18 protein-coding genes and 1 tRNA gene are annotated in these 17,591 nt (G+C 71.7%); 13 read left to right on the top strand and 6 right to left on the bottom strand.

The genetic code is table 11. The features are described 5' to 3' along the window. The first annotated feature begins 34 nt into the window (after positions 1–34). From N8N77_RS12755 to N8N77_RS12745, 3 genes are all read left to right on the top strand, one after another. Positions 35–358: a heavy-metal-associated domain-containing protein gene (locus N8N77_RS12755; protein WP_261167253.1), complete on the top strand. Its 324-nt coding sequence runs from the start codon at positions 35–37 to the stop codon at positions 356–358. 369 nt (positions 359–727) lie between these two features. Then, the gene (locus N8N77_RS12750) at positions 728–1,504 is read left to right on the top strand and encodes a MerR family transcriptional regulator (protein WP_261167252.1); all 777 of its coding nucleotides are present in this window, start codon (positions 728–730) and stop codon (positions 1,502–1,504) included. A 29-nt stretch (positions 1,505–1,533) separates the two neighbouring features. Continuing rightward, the gene (locus N8N77_RS12745; protein WP_261167251.1) at positions 1,534–2,826 is read left to right on the top strand and encodes a CoA transferase; all 1,293 of its coding nucleotides are present in this window, start codon (positions 1,534–1,536) and stop codon (positions 2,824–2,826) included. 6 nt (positions 2,827–2,832) lie between these two features. On the opposite strand, the gene N8N77_RS12740 is transcribed toward N8N77_RS12745, so the two are convergent. Together N8N77_RS12740 and N8N77_RS12735 are read right to left on the bottom strand one after the other, a co-directional pair. After that, positions 2,833–3,819, bottom strand: a complete 987-nt coding sequence (locus N8N77_RS12740) for a squalene cyclase (RefSeq protein ID WP_261167250.1) — start codon at positions 3,817–3,819, stop codon at positions 2,833–2,835. A 54-nt stretch (positions 3,820–3,873) separates the two neighbouring features. Beyond that, entirely contained in the window at positions 3,874–4,512 is a 639-nt protein-coding gene (locus tag N8N77_RS12735) for an MBL fold metallo-hydrolase (RefSeq protein ID WP_261167249.1), read from the bottom strand. A 144-nt stretch (positions 4,513–4,656) separates the two neighbouring features. Between N8N77_RS12735 and N8N77_RS12730 the strand changes: the two genes are divergently transcribed. From N8N77_RS12730 to N8N77_RS12695, 8 genes are all read left to right on the top strand, one after another. Next, positions 4,657–4,729: transfer RNA gene (locus N8N77_RS12730), tRNA-Glu, on the top strand. Positions 4,730–4,983: 254 nt separating this feature from the next. After that, positions 4,984–6,063, top strand: a complete 1,080-nt coding sequence (locus N8N77_RS12725) for a TerC family protein (protein ID WP_261167248.1) — start codon at positions 4,984–4,986, stop codon at positions 6,061–6,063. 226 nt (positions 6,064–6,289) lie between these two features. Further along, positions 6,290–7,762, top strand: a complete 1,473-nt coding sequence (gene leuC / locus N8N77_RS12720; protein WP_261167247.1) for a 3-isopropylmalate dehydratase large subunit — start codon at positions 6,290–6,292, stop codon at positions 7,760–7,762. Position 7,763: 1 nt separating this feature from the next. Beyond that, the gene (leuD, locus tag N8N77_RS12715) at positions 7,764–8,360 is read left to right on the top strand and encodes a 3-isopropylmalate dehydratase small subunit (protein WP_261167246.1); all 597 of its coding nucleotides are present in this window, start codon (positions 7,764–7,766) and stop codon (positions 8,358–8,360) included. Positions 8,361–8,447: 87 nt separating this feature from the next. Next, on the top strand, positions 8,448–9,806 hold the full coding sequence (gene murA / locus N8N77_RS12710; RefSeq protein WP_261167245.1) for a UDP-N-acetylglucosamine 1-carboxyvinyltransferase: 1,359 nt from the start codon (positions 8,448–8,450) through the stop codon (positions 9,804–9,806). After that, positions 9,803–10,549, top strand: coding sequence for a lysophospholipid acyltransferase family protein (locus tag N8N77_RS12705; RefSeq protein ID WP_396652843.1), 747 nt, complete (start codon positions 9,803–9,805; stop codon positions 10,547–10,549). The genes murA and N8N77_RS12705 overlap by 4 nt, the downstream gene beginning before the upstream one ends. Beyond that, positions 10,549–11,664 carry an NAD(P)H-dependent glycerol-3-phosphate dehydrogenase gene (locus tag N8N77_RS12700; protein WP_261167243.1) on the top strand — a complete coding sequence of 372 codons (1,116 nt, stop codon included), beginning with the start codon at positions 10,549–10,551 and terminating at the stop codon, positions 11,662–11,664. The genes N8N77_RS12705 and N8N77_RS12700 overlap by 1 nt, the downstream gene beginning before the upstream one ends. Continuing rightward, a complete protein-coding gene (locus N8N77_RS12695; RefSeq protein ID WP_261167242.1) occupies positions 11,564–12,658 on the top strand; it encodes a D-alanine--D-alanine ligase family protein in 1,095 nt (364 codons plus the stop codon). Before N8N77_RS12700 ends, N8N77_RS12695 begins: the two co-directional genes overlap by 101 nt. A gap of 15 nt (positions 12,659–12,673) precedes the next feature. On the opposite strand, the gene N8N77_RS12690 is transcribed toward N8N77_RS12695, so the two are convergent. Further along, positions 12,674–13,177: a DUF3515 domain-containing protein gene (locus N8N77_RS12690; RefSeq protein WP_261167241.1), complete on the bottom strand. Its 504-nt coding sequence runs from the start codon at positions 13,175–13,177 to the stop codon at positions 12,674–12,676. Between the two features lie 43 nt (positions 13,178–13,220). Between N8N77_RS12690 and thiL the strand changes: the two genes are divergently transcribed. After that, entirely contained in the window at positions 13,221–14,195 is a 975-nt protein-coding gene (gene thiL / locus N8N77_RS12685; RefSeq protein WP_261167240.1) for a thiamine-phosphate kinase, read from the top strand. Positions 14,196–14,226: 31 nt separating this feature from the next. Further along, positions 14,227–14,742, top strand: a complete 516-nt coding sequence (locus N8N77_RS12680) for a YbhB/YbcL family Raf kinase inhibitor-like protein (RefSeq protein ID WP_261167239.1) — start codon at positions 14,227–14,229, stop codon at positions 14,740–14,742. A gap of 9 nt (positions 14,743–14,751) precedes the next feature. Here the strand turns inward: N8N77_RS12680 and N8N77_RS12675 are convergent, their stop codons facing one another. The 3 genes from N8N77_RS12675 to otnK are packed head-to-tail and all read right to left on the bottom strand — an operon-like array spanning position 14,752 to position 17,424. Beyond that, positions 14,752–15,540 carry a DeoR/GlpR family DNA-binding transcription regulator gene (locus tag N8N77_RS12675; RefSeq protein ID WP_261167238.1) on the bottom strand — a complete coding sequence of 263 codons (789 nt, stop codon included), beginning with the start codon at positions 15,538–15,540 and terminating at the stop codon, positions 14,752–14,754. Positions 15,541–15,559: 19 nt separating this feature from the next. After that, entirely contained in the window at positions 15,560–16,201 is a 642-nt protein-coding gene (locus N8N77_RS12670; RefSeq protein WP_261167237.1) for a class II aldolase/adducin family protein, read from the bottom strand. Further along, positions 16,198–17,424 (bottom strand): 3-oxo-tetronate kinase, encoded by a 1,227-nt coding sequence (otnK, locus tag N8N77_RS12665; RefSeq protein WP_261167236.1) that lies wholly within the window; start codon positions 17,422–17,424, stop codon positions 16,198–16,200. The genes N8N77_RS12670 and otnK overlap by 4 nt, the downstream gene beginning before the upstream one ends. Positions 17,425–17,591: the final 167 nt, after the last annotated feature.

Here is a 17,591-nt window from a genome sequence, read left to right as displayed (position 1 = left end):
GTACTATGGGGGGACCGACGAGAAGGAGACGCGAATGGCTGTGGAACGCATCGAGCTTGGCAAGAAGGACACCAGCGGGGCGGGCTGCGCGTGTTGCGCGGCGCCGGAGACCGCGACGACCGCCACGACCAGTGCACAGGTGGGGGAGACGGAGGTCATCCGGGTCGAGGGGATGACGTGCGGGCACTGCGTGTCGGCCGTGACGCAGGAGCTTTCGGCGGTCGGCGGTGTCGAGGGCGTGGACGTGGATCTCGTCGCGGGCGGCGTCTCGACCGTGACCATCCGTCACTCCGAGCCGCTGAGCCCCGACGCGGTCGACGCGGCGGTGAGCGAGGCGGGCTACTCGGTCGTCCGCTGATCGCGGGGCGGGCCCTCGCGTGCCGCATCCTGCCCGCGGAAGGGCGCTCCCCGTGAGCGCGCGCCCCGATCGACGACCGGGCCCGCCCGCCGCGACATCGCCGCGGGCGACACCTCGCGCCGACTGAACCACGGGTGCAGGGCGGGTCGCTGAGGACGAGAACTCGCGCCCCTGATCCCAGGGGTGCTCGGCCGAGCCCGCCCGACGGCCTGGCGCGCGTCGACGCACGATCGACGGATACGCCTCAGCGGGGTGTGCGCCAAAGCTGCTGAGCCCGCAGCGCTCACGCCCCCGACGCTCCACGCGAGCCGACGGCACCTCCCGACACCGCTTGACCTTGACGTTGCGTCAACCTCTAGCGTCGAAGCCATGAACGACGAGGAGTGGTCGATCCAGCAGGTGGCGAGGATCGCCGGCACGACGAGCCGCACGCTGCGTCACTATGACGACATCGGGCTCTTGGCGCCGTCGCGGCTCGGATACAACGGCTATCGCTACTACGACCGTGCTGCGCTCGTGCGCCTGCAGCGCATCCTGCTGTTGCGCGAGCTCGGCCTCGGCCTGCCGCAGATCGCCGACGTGCTCGCGCGCGAGACGTCCGAGGCCGAGGCATTGGAGGCCCACCTGGCCTGGCTGCGACAGGAGCAGAACCGGCTGGCGCGGCAGATCGCGTCGGTCGCGACCACGATTCGTGCGCTGAGAGGAGAGGAGCCGGTCATGGCGGAGCAGATGTTCGACGGATTCGATCACACGCAGTACAAGGAGGAGGTCGAGAACCGCTGGGGCGCCGAGGCGTACGCGGCGGGAGACCGTTGGTGGCGTTCCCTGAGCGCCGAGGACAAGGAGGCGTGGCAGCGCCGCACCGCCGATCTGGGGCGCGATTGGATCGCCCTGGCCGAGAGCGGCGCCGCACCCGACAGCCCGGAGGCACAGGAGCTCGCGCGGCGCCACGTCGAGTGGCTCAGCGGCGTGCCTGGCACGCCGGCGGCGAGCGGCGGCGACGCGAAGGCTTATGTCATCGGTCTGGGGGAGATGTACGTCGCCGACCCGCGCTTCGGAACCCACTACGCCACGAGCGAGGGCGGCACGGCCGGCGCGGAGTTCGTGCGTGACGCCCTGCGCGTCTACGCCGAGGCGAACCTGTGATCCGAGCGCCGCGCCCCTAGTCTGGGCGCATGGCAGAGGCCGACATCCCCACGTGGGCAGGCGACCTCCCCGGTGTTCCGGAGGACGGCGGGGAGGTCGCCTGGTCGGGCCCGCGCTCCTGGTGGGGCGGGCCGCTCGATGTGGAGGGACTGGCGCTCGGATCCACCGCCGCCGCCGGGCGCGCCATCGCAGCCGTCACTCGTCGGGCGGTCTCCTTCGACTCGGCCGGGGCGGCCGGCTGGTTCGGGTCGTTCTCCGCGCTGCGCGTCGATGGACGCCCGCTGGCCGCCTTCGCGCCGCTGTCGGGCTTCTTCCGGGCCGCGGACGGCTGGGTGCGCACGCACGCGAACTATCCGCACCACGAGCGGGCGCTGCTCGCTGCGCTGCGCGCCGGCGATCGCGACGAGGCGCGCGCGGCGATGCGGCGCCTTCCGGCGCTCGACATCGAGCGCGCCGCGTTCGAGGCGGGCGGGCTCGCGGTGGCGGTGCGCGAGCCCGGCGTCTTCCCGCTGGCGCCGGACGATGCGTGGATCAGGCTGACGCACCTCGGCGAGGGGCGGCGCTTCGAGCCCGCGCCGGGCGCGCGGCCGCTCGCCGGGCTGCGCGTGCTCGACCTGACGCGGGTCCTTGCCGGGCCGTCGGCGACCCGTCTGCTCGGCGCGCTCGGCGCCGACGTGCTGCGCGTGGATCCGCCGCACCTGCCCGAACCGCCGGATCAGCATCTCGACACCGGCTTCTCCAAGCGCTCCGCCGTCGCCGCCTTCGGTGACGGCATCGAGGAGCTGTTGCCCGGGGCCCACCTCGTCGTCCTCGGGTACCGGCTCGACCGGCTCGCGATCCACGGCATGGATCCCGAATCGCTGCGCGAGCGGCACCCGCATCTCGCCGTCGTCTCGCTGGACGCGTGGGGCGAGGCGCCGGGCTGGCGGGGACGACGGGGCTTCGACAGTCTCGTCCAGGCGGCCACCGGCATCGCCCACGCGTACGGACGCGACACCGAGGAGGGTTGGCGCCCCGGTGCGCTGCCGGTGCAGGCACTCGACATGGCCACGGGCCTCGGAATGGCGGCGGCCGGGATCGCGCTCGCCGCATCGGGGCGTTCGGGATGGGCGCACCTGTCGCTGATCGGGGCCGCACGGGAGTTGCTCGCGCTCGGCGTCGGACCGGGTGACCCCGCCCCGCTCAAGGTCCCGCTGCGCGAGATCGACAGCGACGAGGGCAGGCTCACGTACGCGCCTCCGCCGTTCCGCATCGAGGGAGAAGCGGTGACGTACTCCTCGCCGCCGCAGCGATACGGCTCCGCCGAGCTCGCGTGGCTCTGAGGCGCCTCAGGCGCCCTCCTCCCACCAGCGGAGGATGCGAAGGGCGGTGAACGTGAGCCACGGCGACGGCTCTCCAGGTGGCACATCCGCGTGGAACCACACGCGGCCCGGCAGGCGGTGCTCCTGCGTCCAGGTGCCGTCGTGGTTTCGCCGCTCGCGCAGCAGTGTGATGGCGTCCGCCAGGCGAGGGTCGGGGGCGCGGCCGTCGTGGTGGTGTGCCGCGCGGAAGTAGTCGAGCGCGCGGAGGACGGTGTACGCGGCCCGCGCGGGATACATGAACACGCCCACGTACGGCACGACGGGCCGGCCGTCGGTGAGGGTGCGCAGCAGGCGCCGCTGCAGCAGGTACTCCTCCGCGCGGTGGCGCGCCGCTCGCAGGGCATCGGTGCCGCCGGTGCGGATCTCCACGTCCAGCACTCCGAGGAGTCCGTTGAGAGTGGACTCCACCGAGGCGCGCGTTGATCCCTCGACCCATTCGCAGTTCCAGCCGCCCTCGTCCATCTCATGGTCCACGAACCACTGGGCAAGCTCCGACATGTCGCGCCCGAGCCACATGCCGTTGGAGAGCGTCCACGCGTTGATGCAGACGTCTACCTCACCGCCCCAGTACGGCAGACCGTCGTACTCCCAGCGCACGGCACGTTCGATGCGGTCGGCCGTGTCGTCGAGCACGGAAGCGTCGACGCCCCACTCCCGCAGCGCATTCAGCGACCAGGTGGTCGCGACCCATGGCTGGCCGTTCGGGTCGCCCTCGGTTCCGGCGGGGTCCCAATCCTCGGACGGGAAGAACGCCCCGCCCGCCCACGTCCCATCCGGGTCCTGCCGCCGCAGCAGGCGCGCCGCCCGGCCCTCGACGGGCACGCGGGCTCGGGTGGCCTGCCAGACCCGCTCCGGCGCGGTCAGCAGGTCGCGCTCAACCTGCCAGGCGAGCGCCGGATCGGTGCCGCGCATCCACTCGACGATCTCGCGATCCGGCGCGGCTGGCGACCCCATGCGGTCACGGTAGCGCTCGGCGGGCTGGCGCGGTAGGAGCAGTCGCGGAGGAGCTCAGACGTCGATCTCGTCGCCGGGCTCCAGCACGAAGAACTCGCCGCCGTGCTGCTCGGTGGCCCAGCGCAGGCGGTCGCGGTGCATACGGCGACCGGCCACCGAGAGCGTCATGTCGTGCACGCCGAAGGCGCGCCGGGGCCCGACGGCGAGCACGAAGTCCATGGCATCGCCCACGCGCAGCCAGGGCGCCCCGAGCGGTGCGGCCAGCGTGTCGACCTCGACCCCCTCGGGCACGTGGAACGAGTCGCCGGGGTAGTAGAGGCGGTCGTTCACGAGCACGCCGAGGTTCTGCACCACCGGCAGGCTCGAGTGGATCACCTCGTGCCGGCCGCCGAAGAAGCGGAGCGTGAACGCCCCGACGGTCACGGTGTCGCCGGGGGAGACCACCTCGACGGCGTAATCGCTCGCCGCGTCCGCCACACCCTGCGGCCCGTAGATCGGCACGTGTGGTGCGGCCTGTGCGAGGTGGTCGAGCTGCGTCGGCGTCCAGTGATCGGGATGCTCGTGGGTGATGACGATCGCGACGAGGTCGTGCAGCCTGTCGAGCGTCGTCGTGAACATGCCGGGGTCGATCAGCAGGGTGTCTCCGGCATCGTGCAGACGGAGAGTGGCGTGTTCGTGCTTTGTGACGCGCATACGCTCATCCAACCACCGCGGCGAGGGCTCCGGACGACACGCGCGGGATGCGCGCCGGAGCGGCGCCGATTTGTCGGGCTACCCGGACCCATGGCATACTCTTCTAGTTGCCCCGCTACGGGAGGCAACGAAAAACTGAAGAACGGCCCCATCGTATAGCGGCCTAGTACGCCGCCCTCTCACGGCGGTAACGCGGGTTCGAATCCCGCTGGGGTCACCGTTCACAAGCCCCCGGTTCCACGGAGCCGGGGGCTTCTCGCATGCGCGGCGGAACTGCGTTCACAGCACGTCCGGACGGCCGACGCCCCGCGCCGGGATCGCCACGGGGGTACCCTGGAAGCGCGAGAGGGAGTATCCCGTCAGCGCGCATCCCGTCATCACGAGCCCCGAAGAAGCGGCTCCGGGAGCGCACCGCGATCCGCGGGGGAGAGACTTTCGAGATCCCGTCACGTCTCCGGAAGGCTTCCGCCGTTGGACATCCCCGTCTGGTTCGAGATCGGCGCTCTCGTCGTCCTCGTCCTCATCCTCATCGCCGATCTGCTGATCATCCTCAAGCGACCCCACATCCCCTCCACGAGGGAGTCGGCGCTGTGGGTCGGCTTCTACGTCGCCCTCGCGCTGGTGTTCGCGGTGGTGCTGTGGCTGATGGGCGACAGCGAGCACGCCGTCCAGTTCGTGAGCGGCTGGCTCACGGAGTACAGCCTCTCGATCGACAACCTCTTCGTGTTCGTGCTGATCATGACGCAGTTCTCGGTGCCGCGTCGCTATCAGCAGGAGGTGCTGATGGTGGGCATCATCATCGCGCTCATCCTGCGGGCCGCGTTCATCCTGCTCGGCGCCGCGCTGATCGAGAACTTCAGCTGGATCTTCTACATCTTCGGCGCCTTCCTCGTCTACACGGCGGCCAAGCAGGTGTTCGAGAACGAGCACGAGAACGACGCGCACAAGGAGAGCTTCATCGTCCGCGTGCTGCGGCGGTTCATCCCGATCCACGACGAGTACGACGGGGCGAAGCTGCGCACCGTCGTCGACGGCCGGAAGATCCTGACGCCGATGATCATCGTCTTCATCTCGATCGGCGTGACCGACCTCATCTTCGCGATCGACTCGATCCCCGCGATCTTCGGCATCACGCAGGATCCGTTCCTCGTGTTCGCCGCGAACCTGTTCGCCCTCATGGGACTGCGCCAGCTCTACTTCCTGCTGGGCGACCTGCTCGACAAGCTGCGGTACCTCAAGTACGGCGTCGCCTTCATCCTGGCCTTCATCGGCGTGAAGCTGTTCCTGCACGCGCTGCACGTGAACGAGCTGCCGTTCATCAACGGCGGCGAGCACGTCGACTGGGCGCCCGAGATCAGCAATTGGGTCTCGCTCGGCGTGATCATCGCGTCGATCCTCGTGGCCACCGTGGCAAGCCTCGTCGCCAACGCGGTCGAGGCGCGCAAGAGCCCGGCGGTCGACACGCCGACGGCGGGCCCGGTGTCGTTCGAGCGCGCCGAGGACGAGCCTTCGCTGTCGTCCGAGACGCGGGCGCGCCACGACGACCGCTGATCGAATCGATCATCGCAAGCGGGATCCTGCTCACCGAGCGGGGTCCCGCTTGCGTTTGTGCTGGGCACATTGTGTGCGAAAGGGGGGTGCGCGTTGCAGAGTGCTAGGGTAGGTCACATGCGAGCGGTGCTCCTCCTTAGTCGCCGCGACGAGCCCTCGTCCTAGGGCCAGGCTCGTCGCGGAGTCACGTGATGCGCCCGATCCGCCGACGAGACCTGGAACCGACATGACTTCACCCGCGACTTCCGCGATCCCCGAACACCCCCGCACGCTGGCCGAAAAGGTCTGGGACGCCCACGTGGTATCCAAGGGCGAAGGCGGGCAGCCCGACCTCATCTACATCGACCTGCACCTGGTGCACGAGGTCACGAGCCCGCAGGCCTTCGATGGGCTGCGGGCCGAGGGGCGGCCCGTGCGGCGCCCCGACCTGACGATCGCGACCGAGGATCACAACACGCCGACCCTCGCGATCGACAAGCCGATCGCCGACCTGACCAGCCGCACCCAGATCGAGACGCTGCGTCGCAACGCCGCCGAGTTCGGCGTCCGGCTGCACTCGCTCGGCGACGCCGAGCAGGGCATCGTGCACGTCGTCGGTCCGCAGCTGGGCCTCACGATGCCCGGCATCACCGTCGTCTGCGGCGACAGCCACACCTCGACGCACGGCGCGTTCGGCGCGATGGCGTTCGGGATCGGCACGAGCGAGGTCGAGCACGTGCTGGCAACCCAGACGCTGCCGCTGAAGCCCTTCAAGACCATGGCCATCACGGTGGAGGGCGAGCTGAAGCCGGGCGTCACGGCGAAGGACATCATCCTCGCCGTGATCGCGAAGATCGGCACGGGCGGCGGTCAGGGCTACGTGCTGGAGTACCGCGGCAGCGCCATCCGGTCGCTCTCCATGGAGGGTCGGATGACCATCTGCAACATGTCGATCGAGGCGGGTGCCCGCGCGGGCATGGTGGCGCCGGACGAGACGACGTTCGCGTACCTGAAGGGCCGCCCGCACGCGCCGCAGGGCGCGGACTGGGACGAGGCCGTCGCGTACTGGAAGACGCTCCCGACCGACGAGGGCGCCGTCTTCGACGCCGAGGTCTTCATCGACGCGAACGACCTCGAGCCGTTCGTCACGTGGGGCACGAACCCGGGGCAGGGCGTGAATCTGGGTGACCGGGTGCCCTCGCCCGAGGACTTCGAGGACGAGGGCGATCGCCGTGCCGCCGAGCGCGCCCTGGAGTACATGGCGCTGGAGGCCGGCACCCCCATGAAGGAGATCGCGGTCGACGCCGTCTTCATGGGGTCGTGCACGAACAGCCGCATCGAAGACCTGCGGGCCTTCGCGTCGATCATCAAGGGCCGTAAGAAGGCCGACGGCGTGCGCGTCATGGTCGTCCCCGGCTCGGCACGCGTGCGCCTGGAGGCGGAGGCCGAGGGCATCGACCGGATCGTCGAGGAGTTCGGTGGGGAGTGGCGCTTCGCGGGCTGCTCGATGTGCCTGGGCATGAATCCCGACCAGCTCGCGCCGGGGGAGCGCTGCGCGTCGACGAGCAATCGCAACTTCGAGGGCCGCCAGGGCAAGGGCGGCCGCACCCACCTCGTCTCGCCGCTGGTGGCGGCGGCCACGGCCGTGCGCGGCACGCTCTCGGGCCCGGCCGACCTCGCGCCGCTCGACGAGCCCGCACTGACCGGAGCGGAGGCCTGACATGGAGAAGTTCACGACGCACACGGGCGTGGCGGCGCCCCTGAAGCGCACCAACGTCGACACCGACCAGATCATCCCGGCGGTGTTCCTGAAGCGGGTCACGAAGACCGGGTTCGAGGACGCGCTGTTCCACGGCTGGCGGCAGGACCCGGAGTTCGTGCTGAACCAGGAGCCGTTCACGCGCGCCTCGATCCTCGTCGCGGGCCCGGACTTCGGCACGGGGTCGAGCCGCGAGCACGCCGTGTGGGCGCTGCGCGACTACGGCTTCCGGGTGGTGCTCAGCCCCCGCTTCGCCGACATCTTCCGCGGCAACTCCGGTAAGCAGGGCCTGGTCACGGGGGTGATCTCGGAGGACGACCTGCACCGGATCTGGGCGGCGATCGACGCGCAGCCGGGCGTGGAGATGACGGTGGACCTCACGACGCGCACCGCCGTTGTCGGCGACTTCACGGCTCCCTTCGACATCGACGATTACACTAGGTGGCGGCTCCTCGAGGGGCTCGATGACATCGGGCTCACGCTGCGGAACGCGGATGCGATCGCGCAGTTCGAGGCCCGCCGCGAGGCGTGGCGGCCACGCACCCTACCGGTGCCGTGAGCCCGGCCGGAGGCCCCTGAGGACCGGGGCAGACGGCCCCCGACCGGCGGCGACCAGCCGCCCAGACGATGTGAGGCCATCTGCACCATGACACTTCTCGGCTCCACGGAGACCAGACAGCGCGTCGACGCTGACATCCTCGAGATCCGCGGGGGCCGCCCGCTCACGGGTCAGGTGGACGTCCGCGGCGCGAAGAACCTCGCGACCAAGGCGATGGTCGCCTCGCTGCTCGGCGAGACGCCCAGCATCCTGCGCGATGTCCCCGACATCCGCGATGTCGAGGTCGTCCGCTCCCTGCTCGAGGTGCACGGCGTGACCGTGTCGGCGGGCGAGGAGCCCGGATCGCTCGTGCTCGACCCCGCGCGGGCGAAGTCGGCGAACTTCGAGGAGATCGACGCGCACGCCGGGTCGTCGCGCATCCCGATCCTCTTCTGCGGCCCGCTGCTGCACCTGCTCGGCCAGGCGTTCATCCCCGACCTCGGCGGATGCCGCATCGGCGACCGGCCGATCGACTTCCACCTCGACGCGCTGCGCAAGTTCGGCGCGATCGTCGACAAGCAGCCCAGCGGCATCCGCCTGTCGGCCCCCGACGGGCTCCACGGTGCCCGCATCGAGCTGCCCTACCCCAGCGTGGGTGCGACCGAGCAGGTGCTGCTCACGGCCGTCAAGGCTCGCGGCGTGACCGAGCTGCGCAACGCCGCCATCGAGCCCGAGATCATGGACCTGATCGGCGTACTGCAGAAGATGGGCGCGATCATCTCCTACGAGCCCAACCGGGTGATCTTCATCGAGGGTGTGGAGGAGCTCCGCGGCTACGACCACCGCAGCCTCTTCGACCGCAACGAGGCCGTGTCGTGGGCATGCGCGGCCCTCGTCACCGACGGCGAGATCTTCGTCAAGGGTGCCCGCCAGTACGAGCTGCTCACCTTCCTCAACGTCTTCCGCAAGGTCGGCGGCGACTTCGACATCACCGACGACGGCATCACCTTCCGTCGCGGCAAGTCGCCGCTCAAGCCGGTCATGGTCGAGACGGACGTGCACCCCGGGTTCATGACCGACTGGCAGCAGCCGCTCATCGTGGCGCTGACGCAGGCCGAGGGCACGTCGGTCGTGCACGAGACGGTGTACGAAAACCGGCTCGGCTTCACCCACGCGCTGAACCAGATGGGCGCCGACATCGTCGTGCACCCCAACGGCATCGCCGACCCGAACCGCCGCGTTCCGCGCCGCGCGCTCGAGCAGGCCGCCGTCATCAACGGTCCGACGCCGCTGCACGGCGCCGACATCGTGGTGCCCGACCTGCGGGGCGGCTACGCCTACGTGATCGCGGCGCTGGCCGCCGAGGGCACCTCGCGGGTCAGCGGCGTCAAGATCATCGCCCGCGGCTACGAGAAGTTCCTGGACAAGCTCAGCGCCCTCGGCGCCGACTTCGACGTCGTGGGCTGAGCGTGGCGCCGATCTCCCCGGAGCGTGCGAGGCCGGGCGGTGTCTTCCGGCTGCTCGCGGCCATCGTCGTGCCGCTGTACGGGTGGTTCGCGAGGCTCGAGATCCGCGGCCGCGAGAAGATGCCGCTCGACGGCCCGTTCGTTCTCGCCCCGAATCACCACAGCGAGATCGACCCGCTGACGGTCGCCGTGGCGACCTGGAAGCTAGGCCGTCTGCCGCGCTTCCTCGCGAAGGAAAGCCTGTTCCGCGTCCCCGTGCTGGGGGCCGCGCTGCGCGCCACGAAGATGGTGCCCGTCAAGCGCGGCAACCAGGGCGCGTTGGCGCTGGAGCAGGCCAGGGTCCTCGTCGAGAACCGCAGCGGCGTGATCGTCTACCCGGAGGGCACGCTGACGCGCGATCCCGACCTGTGGCCGATGCGGGGCAAGACCGGCGCCGTGCGGATCGCGCTGGCCGGCGGGCTGCCCGTCATCCCCGTGGCCCATTGGGGGGAGCAGCAGTTCATGCCGCGCTACGGCCGGCTGCGGCTCTGGCCGCCGCGCCGCCCGGTCACCCTGGTCGTCGGCGACCCCGTCGACCTCTCCGACCTGCGCGGGCGCGAGCACGAGCGGGCCGCCCTGGAGGAAGGCACGGAGCGCGTGATGGCCGCGATCACCGCCCTGCTCGAGGAGCTGCGCGGCGAGACGGCGCCGCCCGCGCGGTGGGACCCCACCCAGCACGGGCAGGCTGAGACGGGGCGCCTCTGATGGGCCCTCGGGTGGCGGTGCTCGGTGCCGGCAGCTGGGGCACGACGTTCGGAAAGATCCTCGCCGACGGCGGCGCGCGCGTGACGATGTGGGCGCGGCGCCCCGAGCAGGCCCACGAGATCGACGAGGCCAAGCGCAACTCGCAGTACCTTCCCGGCATCAACCTGCCGCGCTCGGTGCGCGCCACGTCGCGGCTGGCGCGAGCGGTCGACGGCGCTGAGCAGATCTACCTGTCGGTACCGAGCCAGACCGCACGCGACGCGCTGAAGCAGCTGCGGCCGTTCGTCGCCCGCAACGACGTGCCGGTCGTCAGCCTCATGAAGGGCGTGGAGAAGCGCTCGGGCCTGCGCATGAGCGAGGTGATCGCCGAGGTGCTCGACTGCGACCCGTCGCGGATCGCCGTGGCCAGCGGGCCGAACCTCGCGCTCGAGATCGCCCGTGAGCAACCCACGGCCGCGGTCGTGTCGTCGAGCAGCCGCGAGACAGCGGAGCTCATCGCGCGCACCGCCTCGAACCGCTACTTCCGCACGTTCGTCAACACGGACGTCGCCGGGACCGAGTTCGGCGGGGTGCTGAAGAATCTCATCGCCGTCGCCATCGGCATCGTCGACGGCGTGGGATACGGCGAGAACACCAAGGCCTCGATCATCACCCGCGGCCTCGTCGAGATGACGGACTTCGCGGTGGCATACGGCGCCCAGGCCGAGACGATGCACGGGCTCGCCGGCCTCGGCGACCTCATCGCCACGTGTCAATCGCCCCTGAGCCGCAACAACACGGCCGGCCGCCTGCTCGGCCAGGGCTACACGCTGCAGGATGTCGTGGCGCACATGGAGCAGACGGCCGAGGGCCTCGGCTCGGTGGGCCCGATCCTGAAGCTCGCGAGGGCGAAGGGCGTGGAGATGCCCATCGTGCAGCAGGTGAAGATGGTGCTGGACGGTGCGATGGACCCCAAGGACATCGGACCGCATCTGACGACGGACGACGACACCCCGCAGGGCGAGAGGACGCAGAATGGCCAGGACGACCGTGGCGGTGCTCTTCGGAGGGCGTTCCAGCGAGCACGCGATCTCCTCCGCGACGGCGGGGGGAGTGCTCGGCGCGATCGACCGTGATCGCTACGCGGTGATCCCGGTCGGGATCACGCGCGACGGGGTCTTCGTGCTCGAGCAGGACGACCCCGCTCGCTTCGCGCTCGACGCCGAGCGGCTGCCCGAGGTGGTCGACAACGGCACGCGCGTCGTCTGGCCCATGCCGGGCGAGGGCCGCGAGCTGCGCGTGCGCCGGGCCGACGGGAGTGTCGAATCCCTCGGTGAGATCGACGTGGTGCTGCCGATCCTGCACGGCCTCCACGGCGAGGACGGCACGATGCAGGGCTTCCTCGACATCCTCGAGATCCCCTACGCGGGGGGCGGCGTGCTCGATTCGGCGATCTGCATGGACAAGCACTTCATGAAGGTCGCGCTGCGGGCGGCCGGCATCACCGTGTCGCCGTGGGTGACCGTGCGGGCCTCCCGATGGGCCGCGGCGCCCGACGAGGTGCGTGCGGAGGCCGCCGCGCTGGGTTACCCGCAGTTCGTGAAGCCGGCCAGGGCGGGATCGAGCGTGGGCGTGTCGAAGGTGCACGACGCGGGCGAGCTGGACGAGGCGATGCGCCTGGCCCTGGCCGAGGACGACAAGGTGCTCATCGAGGCCGGGATCTCGGGACGCGAGATCGAGGTCGCGGTGCTCGAGGGGCGCGGCGGCGCGCCCGCCCGCGTCTCGCTGCCCGGCGAAATCGTGCTCACGACGCGCGAGTTCTACGACTTCGAGGGCAAGTACCTCGGCGGCGAGGGCGCCGACGTCGTGTGCCCCGCCGACCTCACCGATGAGCAGATCGCGCGGATCCGCGACGTCGCGGCGCGCGTGTTCGAGGCCGTCGACGGGCGCGGACTGGCGCGCGTCGACGTCTTCCTCACGCCCGAGGGCGAGATCGTCGTGAACGAGCCGAACACGATGCCCGGCTTCACCCCGATCTCGATGTACCCGAAGTGCTGGATCGCGTCCGGCCTGAGCTACGCCGAGCTCATCTCGGAGCTCATCGAGCTGGGGCTCGAGAAGGCCCGCTGACCGGCCGCGCCCCCGTCAGCCGACGTACTCGGCCTCGTCCGGCGCGACACATGCGCCCGTCTGCTCGAGCTGCGACACGGCGCCCGAGAGCGCGCTGAGCACGTCGTTGCTCGACACCCCTCGCCCGTCCGCGTCGACCGCGGTGTCCACGAGGACGGCGGCGGCGGGGCTGCGGCCGTACGTCGCCATGCGCAGGCGCGGGAAGTCGGAGTCGTCGACGACCCAGTCCACGCCGCCGATCGAGACGCACTGCAGCGTGCTGGGCGCGAGCGGTTCGAGGCCGCAGGAGAAGATGACCTCCTGGTCCTCGCCCCACACCGCCGTCGCCTGAGCGTCGGTCCACAGGCGGGGCAGGTCGCCCAGCGCGTCGGGCAGGCGCACCGACACCTCCGCGCAGAGCGGGTCGTTCGCCAGCGGCTCGGCGGGTAGATGCACCGTCGTCGCGCAGCCGCCGAGGGCGAGCGCGCCCGCGAGGAGTGCGGCGACCCGCGCGCTCGTGGCGAGGGGTCGGCGGATCACCCCTCCAGCGTATTGCGATGCTGCGTGTGGATACCCTGAACGGATGGATCCGACCGTGGGCGAGCTGAGCGAGCGAGAGGTGCTGCGGCGCATCGCAGCCCGCACGGGACGAGCCGCCGCGGCGATCGTGGGACCGGGCGACGACGCGGCGGTGATCTCGACGCCGTCGGCGTCGGTGGTGGCCACGACCGACACGCTCGTGCACGGGCCGGACTTCCGGCTCGCCTGGTCGAGCGGCCGCGATCTCGGGTGGAAGGCCGCCGCCGTGAATCTGGCGGACGTGGCGGCGATGGGGGCACGCCCGACGGCGCTGCTCGTGGCGCTCGCGATGCCGCGCGGCACGCGGATCTCGTTCGTCGAGGACCTCGCCGACGGGCTCCGGGAGGGGTGCGAGGCCCTCGCGCCCGGGTGCGCCGTCGTCGGCGGCGACCTCACCGTGTCCGAGACGCTGACGATCGCCGTCACGGCGCTGGGCGACCTGGAGGGGCGCCCCGCCGTGCTGCGCTCGGGCGCCCGACCGGGTGATGTCATCGCGGTCGCCGGGGAGCTCGGGGCGGCCGGGCGTGGCCTCGCGATCCTCTTCGACCGCTTCCGCGACGATCGCGGCGACCCCGTGCCCGTGGACCGCGCCGCGCTCGGGCCGGGGGAGGCCGCCCTGCTCGACGCGCAGCTGCGCCCCGCCCCGCCGCTCGGGCTCGGGCCGATGGCGGCCCTCGCCGGCGCGACGGCGATGATGGACGTCTCGGACGGACTCGCGCTCGACGCGACGCGGATGGCCGAGGCGTCGGGCGTGCGCATCGCCCTCGACCCGGCCGCCCTGGGGAACGACCCGCGGGCGGCGCTGGAGGGCGGTGAGGACCACGCGCTGCTCGCCACGTTCCCCGGCGAGATGCTCCCTCCGGGGTTCCGCCCGATCGGCCGCGTCGAGGAGGGCGCGGGACTGGTCGTCGGCGGCGAGCCCTACGGCCGGCGCGGTGGCTGGGATCCGTATGCGGACTGGGACGCGCGCACGGGCTGACGCGCCGGAAATCCGTGGTTAGGCTGGCGCCATGTTCTCCTACGACCCGTATGCAGAGCTCGCCACGCTGAGGGACTTCGCGCCGCTCACCGTCACCAGCACCGACATCGCCGACGGGCAGCCGCTGCCGAAGGCGCAGTGGGGATCGGCGGGCGGCGGCTCCGACACGTCGCCGCAGCTGAGCTGGTCAGGGGCGCCCGAGGGCACGCAGTCGTTCGCGGTGTCCTGCTTCGACCCCGATGCGCCGACCGGATCCGGCTTCTGGCACTGGGCCGTCTACAACCTGCCCGCCGACGTGACGTCGCTCGACACGGGCGACGACCGCCCGGCCGCCGGCGTCGCCCTGCGCAACGAGTCGGGCGAGCCCGGCTTCATCGGTGCCGGGCCGCCGCCCGGGACCGGTGTGCACCGCTACTTCTTCGTCGTCGACGCGCTCGACACGGTGCTGGAGCTGCCCGAGGGCGCCACGCCGGCCATCCTCGGCTTCAACCGGCACTTCCACACCCTGGCACGCGGCATCCTCGTCGCGACGGCGACGAGCGACTGAGCCGGCCCCTCAGCGCGCCGGCACGCGGAGCACCTCCACGCCGAGCGCCTCGACGCGCGCGGAGTCTGCCTCGTCCAGGCCCGCGTCGGTGACGATCGTGTCCAGCTCGTCGAGGCGCAGCACCCGATACTTCGCGTAGCGGCCGAACTTGCCGCTGTCGGCGAGCAGCACGGACGAGGTGGCCGAGGCGAGGGCCGCACGCTTCGCGGCGATCTTGGCCTCGACGGGCGTGGTCACGCCGTGGATCGGGTCCCACGAGCTGGACGAGAGGAACGCCACGTCGAGCGAGAGCTCGGCCAGCGTGAGCTCGGCCAGGCGGCCGACCATCGAGCCGTTGTCGCGATCGATGCGGCCGCCCACGGCGATCAGCTCGACGTCGGCGTGATCGCCGAAGGCCTGCAGCGTCGCGAGGTCGTTGGAGACGACCGTGAGGCCGAGGCGCTCGTCGAGGAATGGCCGCATCGCCTGCACGGTGGTGCCCGCGTCGAGGTAGATGGTCATGGCGTCCTCGACGAGCCCGGCCGCCAACCGCGCGATGGCTGTCTTCTCGGCGACGTCGGACTCGGCCTTCTCGGCCCGGCGAGGCTCGGCGTCCAGGCGCGTCAACAGGGCGACGCCGCCCTGGGTGACCCGCACGCGCCCGTGCTCGGCGAGCGTGGCGACGTCGCGCCGCGCCGTCATCTGGCTCACGCCCAGGCGTTCGGTGATCTGACGGTAGCTGAGCACCTGCTCGGTCCGGAGGAGGCGCAGGATCTGCTGTCGGCGCTGCTCCGGGATCAGCGATGTCGTCCGCGGCATCGTTCCTCCCGCGGCCAGTCTATGAGCCCGGCGTCCACGGGCTGCGCCAACGCTCGGCGAGCTCGTGCACGAGGCTCGGGGCGAGCAGGCGCCGCGGCGCCCCCTCGGTCAGCAGGGCGATCCGGCACGCCTCCTCGAGCTCGACGGCCCTATCGATCGCGTCGTCGAGGCTGGAACCCGCGACGACGGAGCCGTGGTTGGCCAGCAGGACGGCGCGTGCCGGCCATGCCAGCGATTCGATGTCGTCGCCCAGTTCCGCCGCGCCGGGGTGCCGGTACGGCAGGAGGGGCGTCTGGCCGACGCGCATGACGAAGTACGGCGTCAGGGGCGGCACCGCGCTGTGATCCGCCCACGGCTCGACGCAGGACCACGCCGAGGCCTGGGGGGAGTGGACGTGCACGATCGCCTCGTGCGCCGCGTCGCGGCGGTAGAAGCCCAGGTGCAGCGGGGTCTCCTTCGACGCGCGCGCGCCGCCGAGGGCGGTGCCGTCGAGGGCCACCTCGGCGATGTCGGCCGTCGTCAGTGTTCCGAGCGAGGCTCCCGTGCCGCTGATGAGCACGCGGTCGCCCACGCGCAGGCTGATGTTGCCGCTGCTGCCCGGACTGAGGCCGGCGTCGACCAGTCGGCGGCCCGCGGCGATCAGGCGTTCGGCCGCGCTCATGCCAGCAGCTCCCAGGCCTGCGTGAAGAGGTCGGGTCGCCCGAAGTTGCCGCTCTTGAGGGCGATGGCGATGTCGCGACCGAAGGCGCGCGCGGTGGACCAGCACACCCCGGGCGCGAGCTCCGGGCCGATGCGCAGCCGGTCGATCTCGAGCGCGCGCACCACCGCGCCGCTCGTCTCGCCGCCCGCGACGAGGAGCGCGTCCGTGCCCGAGACCACGAGCTCACGGGCGACGGCGGCGAGGACGCGCTCCATGACCGGGGCGACAGCGGTGCCGCCGCGCACGGGTTCGACGTCGTCGCGCGTGCGCGCCGCGCACACGACAGGGTGCGCGGCGGCGGGCTGTGCCGACAGCCACGCGAGGATGTCGGCCACCACGCGCGGCTCGTCGGCGATCGCCGCGTCGGCGTCGATCACGTGCACGGGCTGGGTGCGCGAGGCGCGCTCGATCTGCTCGAGGGTGGCGCGTGAGACGCTGCCGCAGAGGACGACGCCGCCGGCGTCACGGGGCGCGGCCCAGGCATCGTCCGAGCCCGCGGGGCCGGGGATGCCGAGGGCGAGCCCCGAGCCGCCCGAGACGAGGATGTCGTCGGCCGTCGCCGCGCCGATCGTCGCGAGGTCCTCATCGGCGATGGCATCGACCACGATGTACCGCCCCGTGCCCGCCGTCAGCGCGTGGGTCAGCGCATCCGCGCCGGCGCGGACCGCGGGCAGGGCGACCTCGCCCACGGCGTGCGCGGTCTGCGGGCGCAGCAGGTCCGCCACACGCGAGCGGGTCATCGGGGTGAGGGGATGGTGGCGCATCGAGGAGTTCTCGAGCAGGTCCGTCCCCACGAAGAGGTGACCGTTGTAGACGGTGCGGCCGTTGGAGGGCAGCGAGGGCACGACGACGACGCGCGGCGCCCCGAGGGCGTCCGAGATCGCGTCGAGGATGGGCCCGATGTTTCCCTCGTCCGTCGAGTCGAACGTCGAGCAGTACTTGACGTAGAAGCGCGTCGCCCCCGCCGCTTGCAGCCGCGCGAGCGCGGCGAGCGAATCGGCGACCGCCTGCTCGCGGGGCGCGGTGCGCGTCTTGAGGGCGACGACGATCGCGTCGACCGCGTCGGCGTGATCGGGGCGGATGCCGGCGCCCTCGATGACCACGCTCACCCGGTGGCCCGAGCGGCGCAGCATCGTCGCCAGGTCGGTGGCGCCCGTGAAGTCGTCGGCGATCGCTCCCAGCACGTCGCTCCTCTCCGACCGCCCGCGCGGTCCTCCGCGGGGCCGGCCCGCGAAACTCTCTCAGGGCATCACAGCACATGTGGCGATTTGGTACAAAGTTGGACGATTGTGGAATCTGTGGCACAGTGGGCCCCCGAACCCGCTCAGCTGTCGAGCGGGAGGACGACGAA

Origin of the sequence: Microbacterium sp. Marseille-Q6965 (assembly GCF_946151065.1) — a bacterium.
Lineage (GTDB): Bacteria > Actinomycetota > Actinomycetes > Actinomycetales > Microbacteriaceae > Microbacterium.
This window is presented reverse-complemented; position numbering and strand designations above follow the sequence as displayed.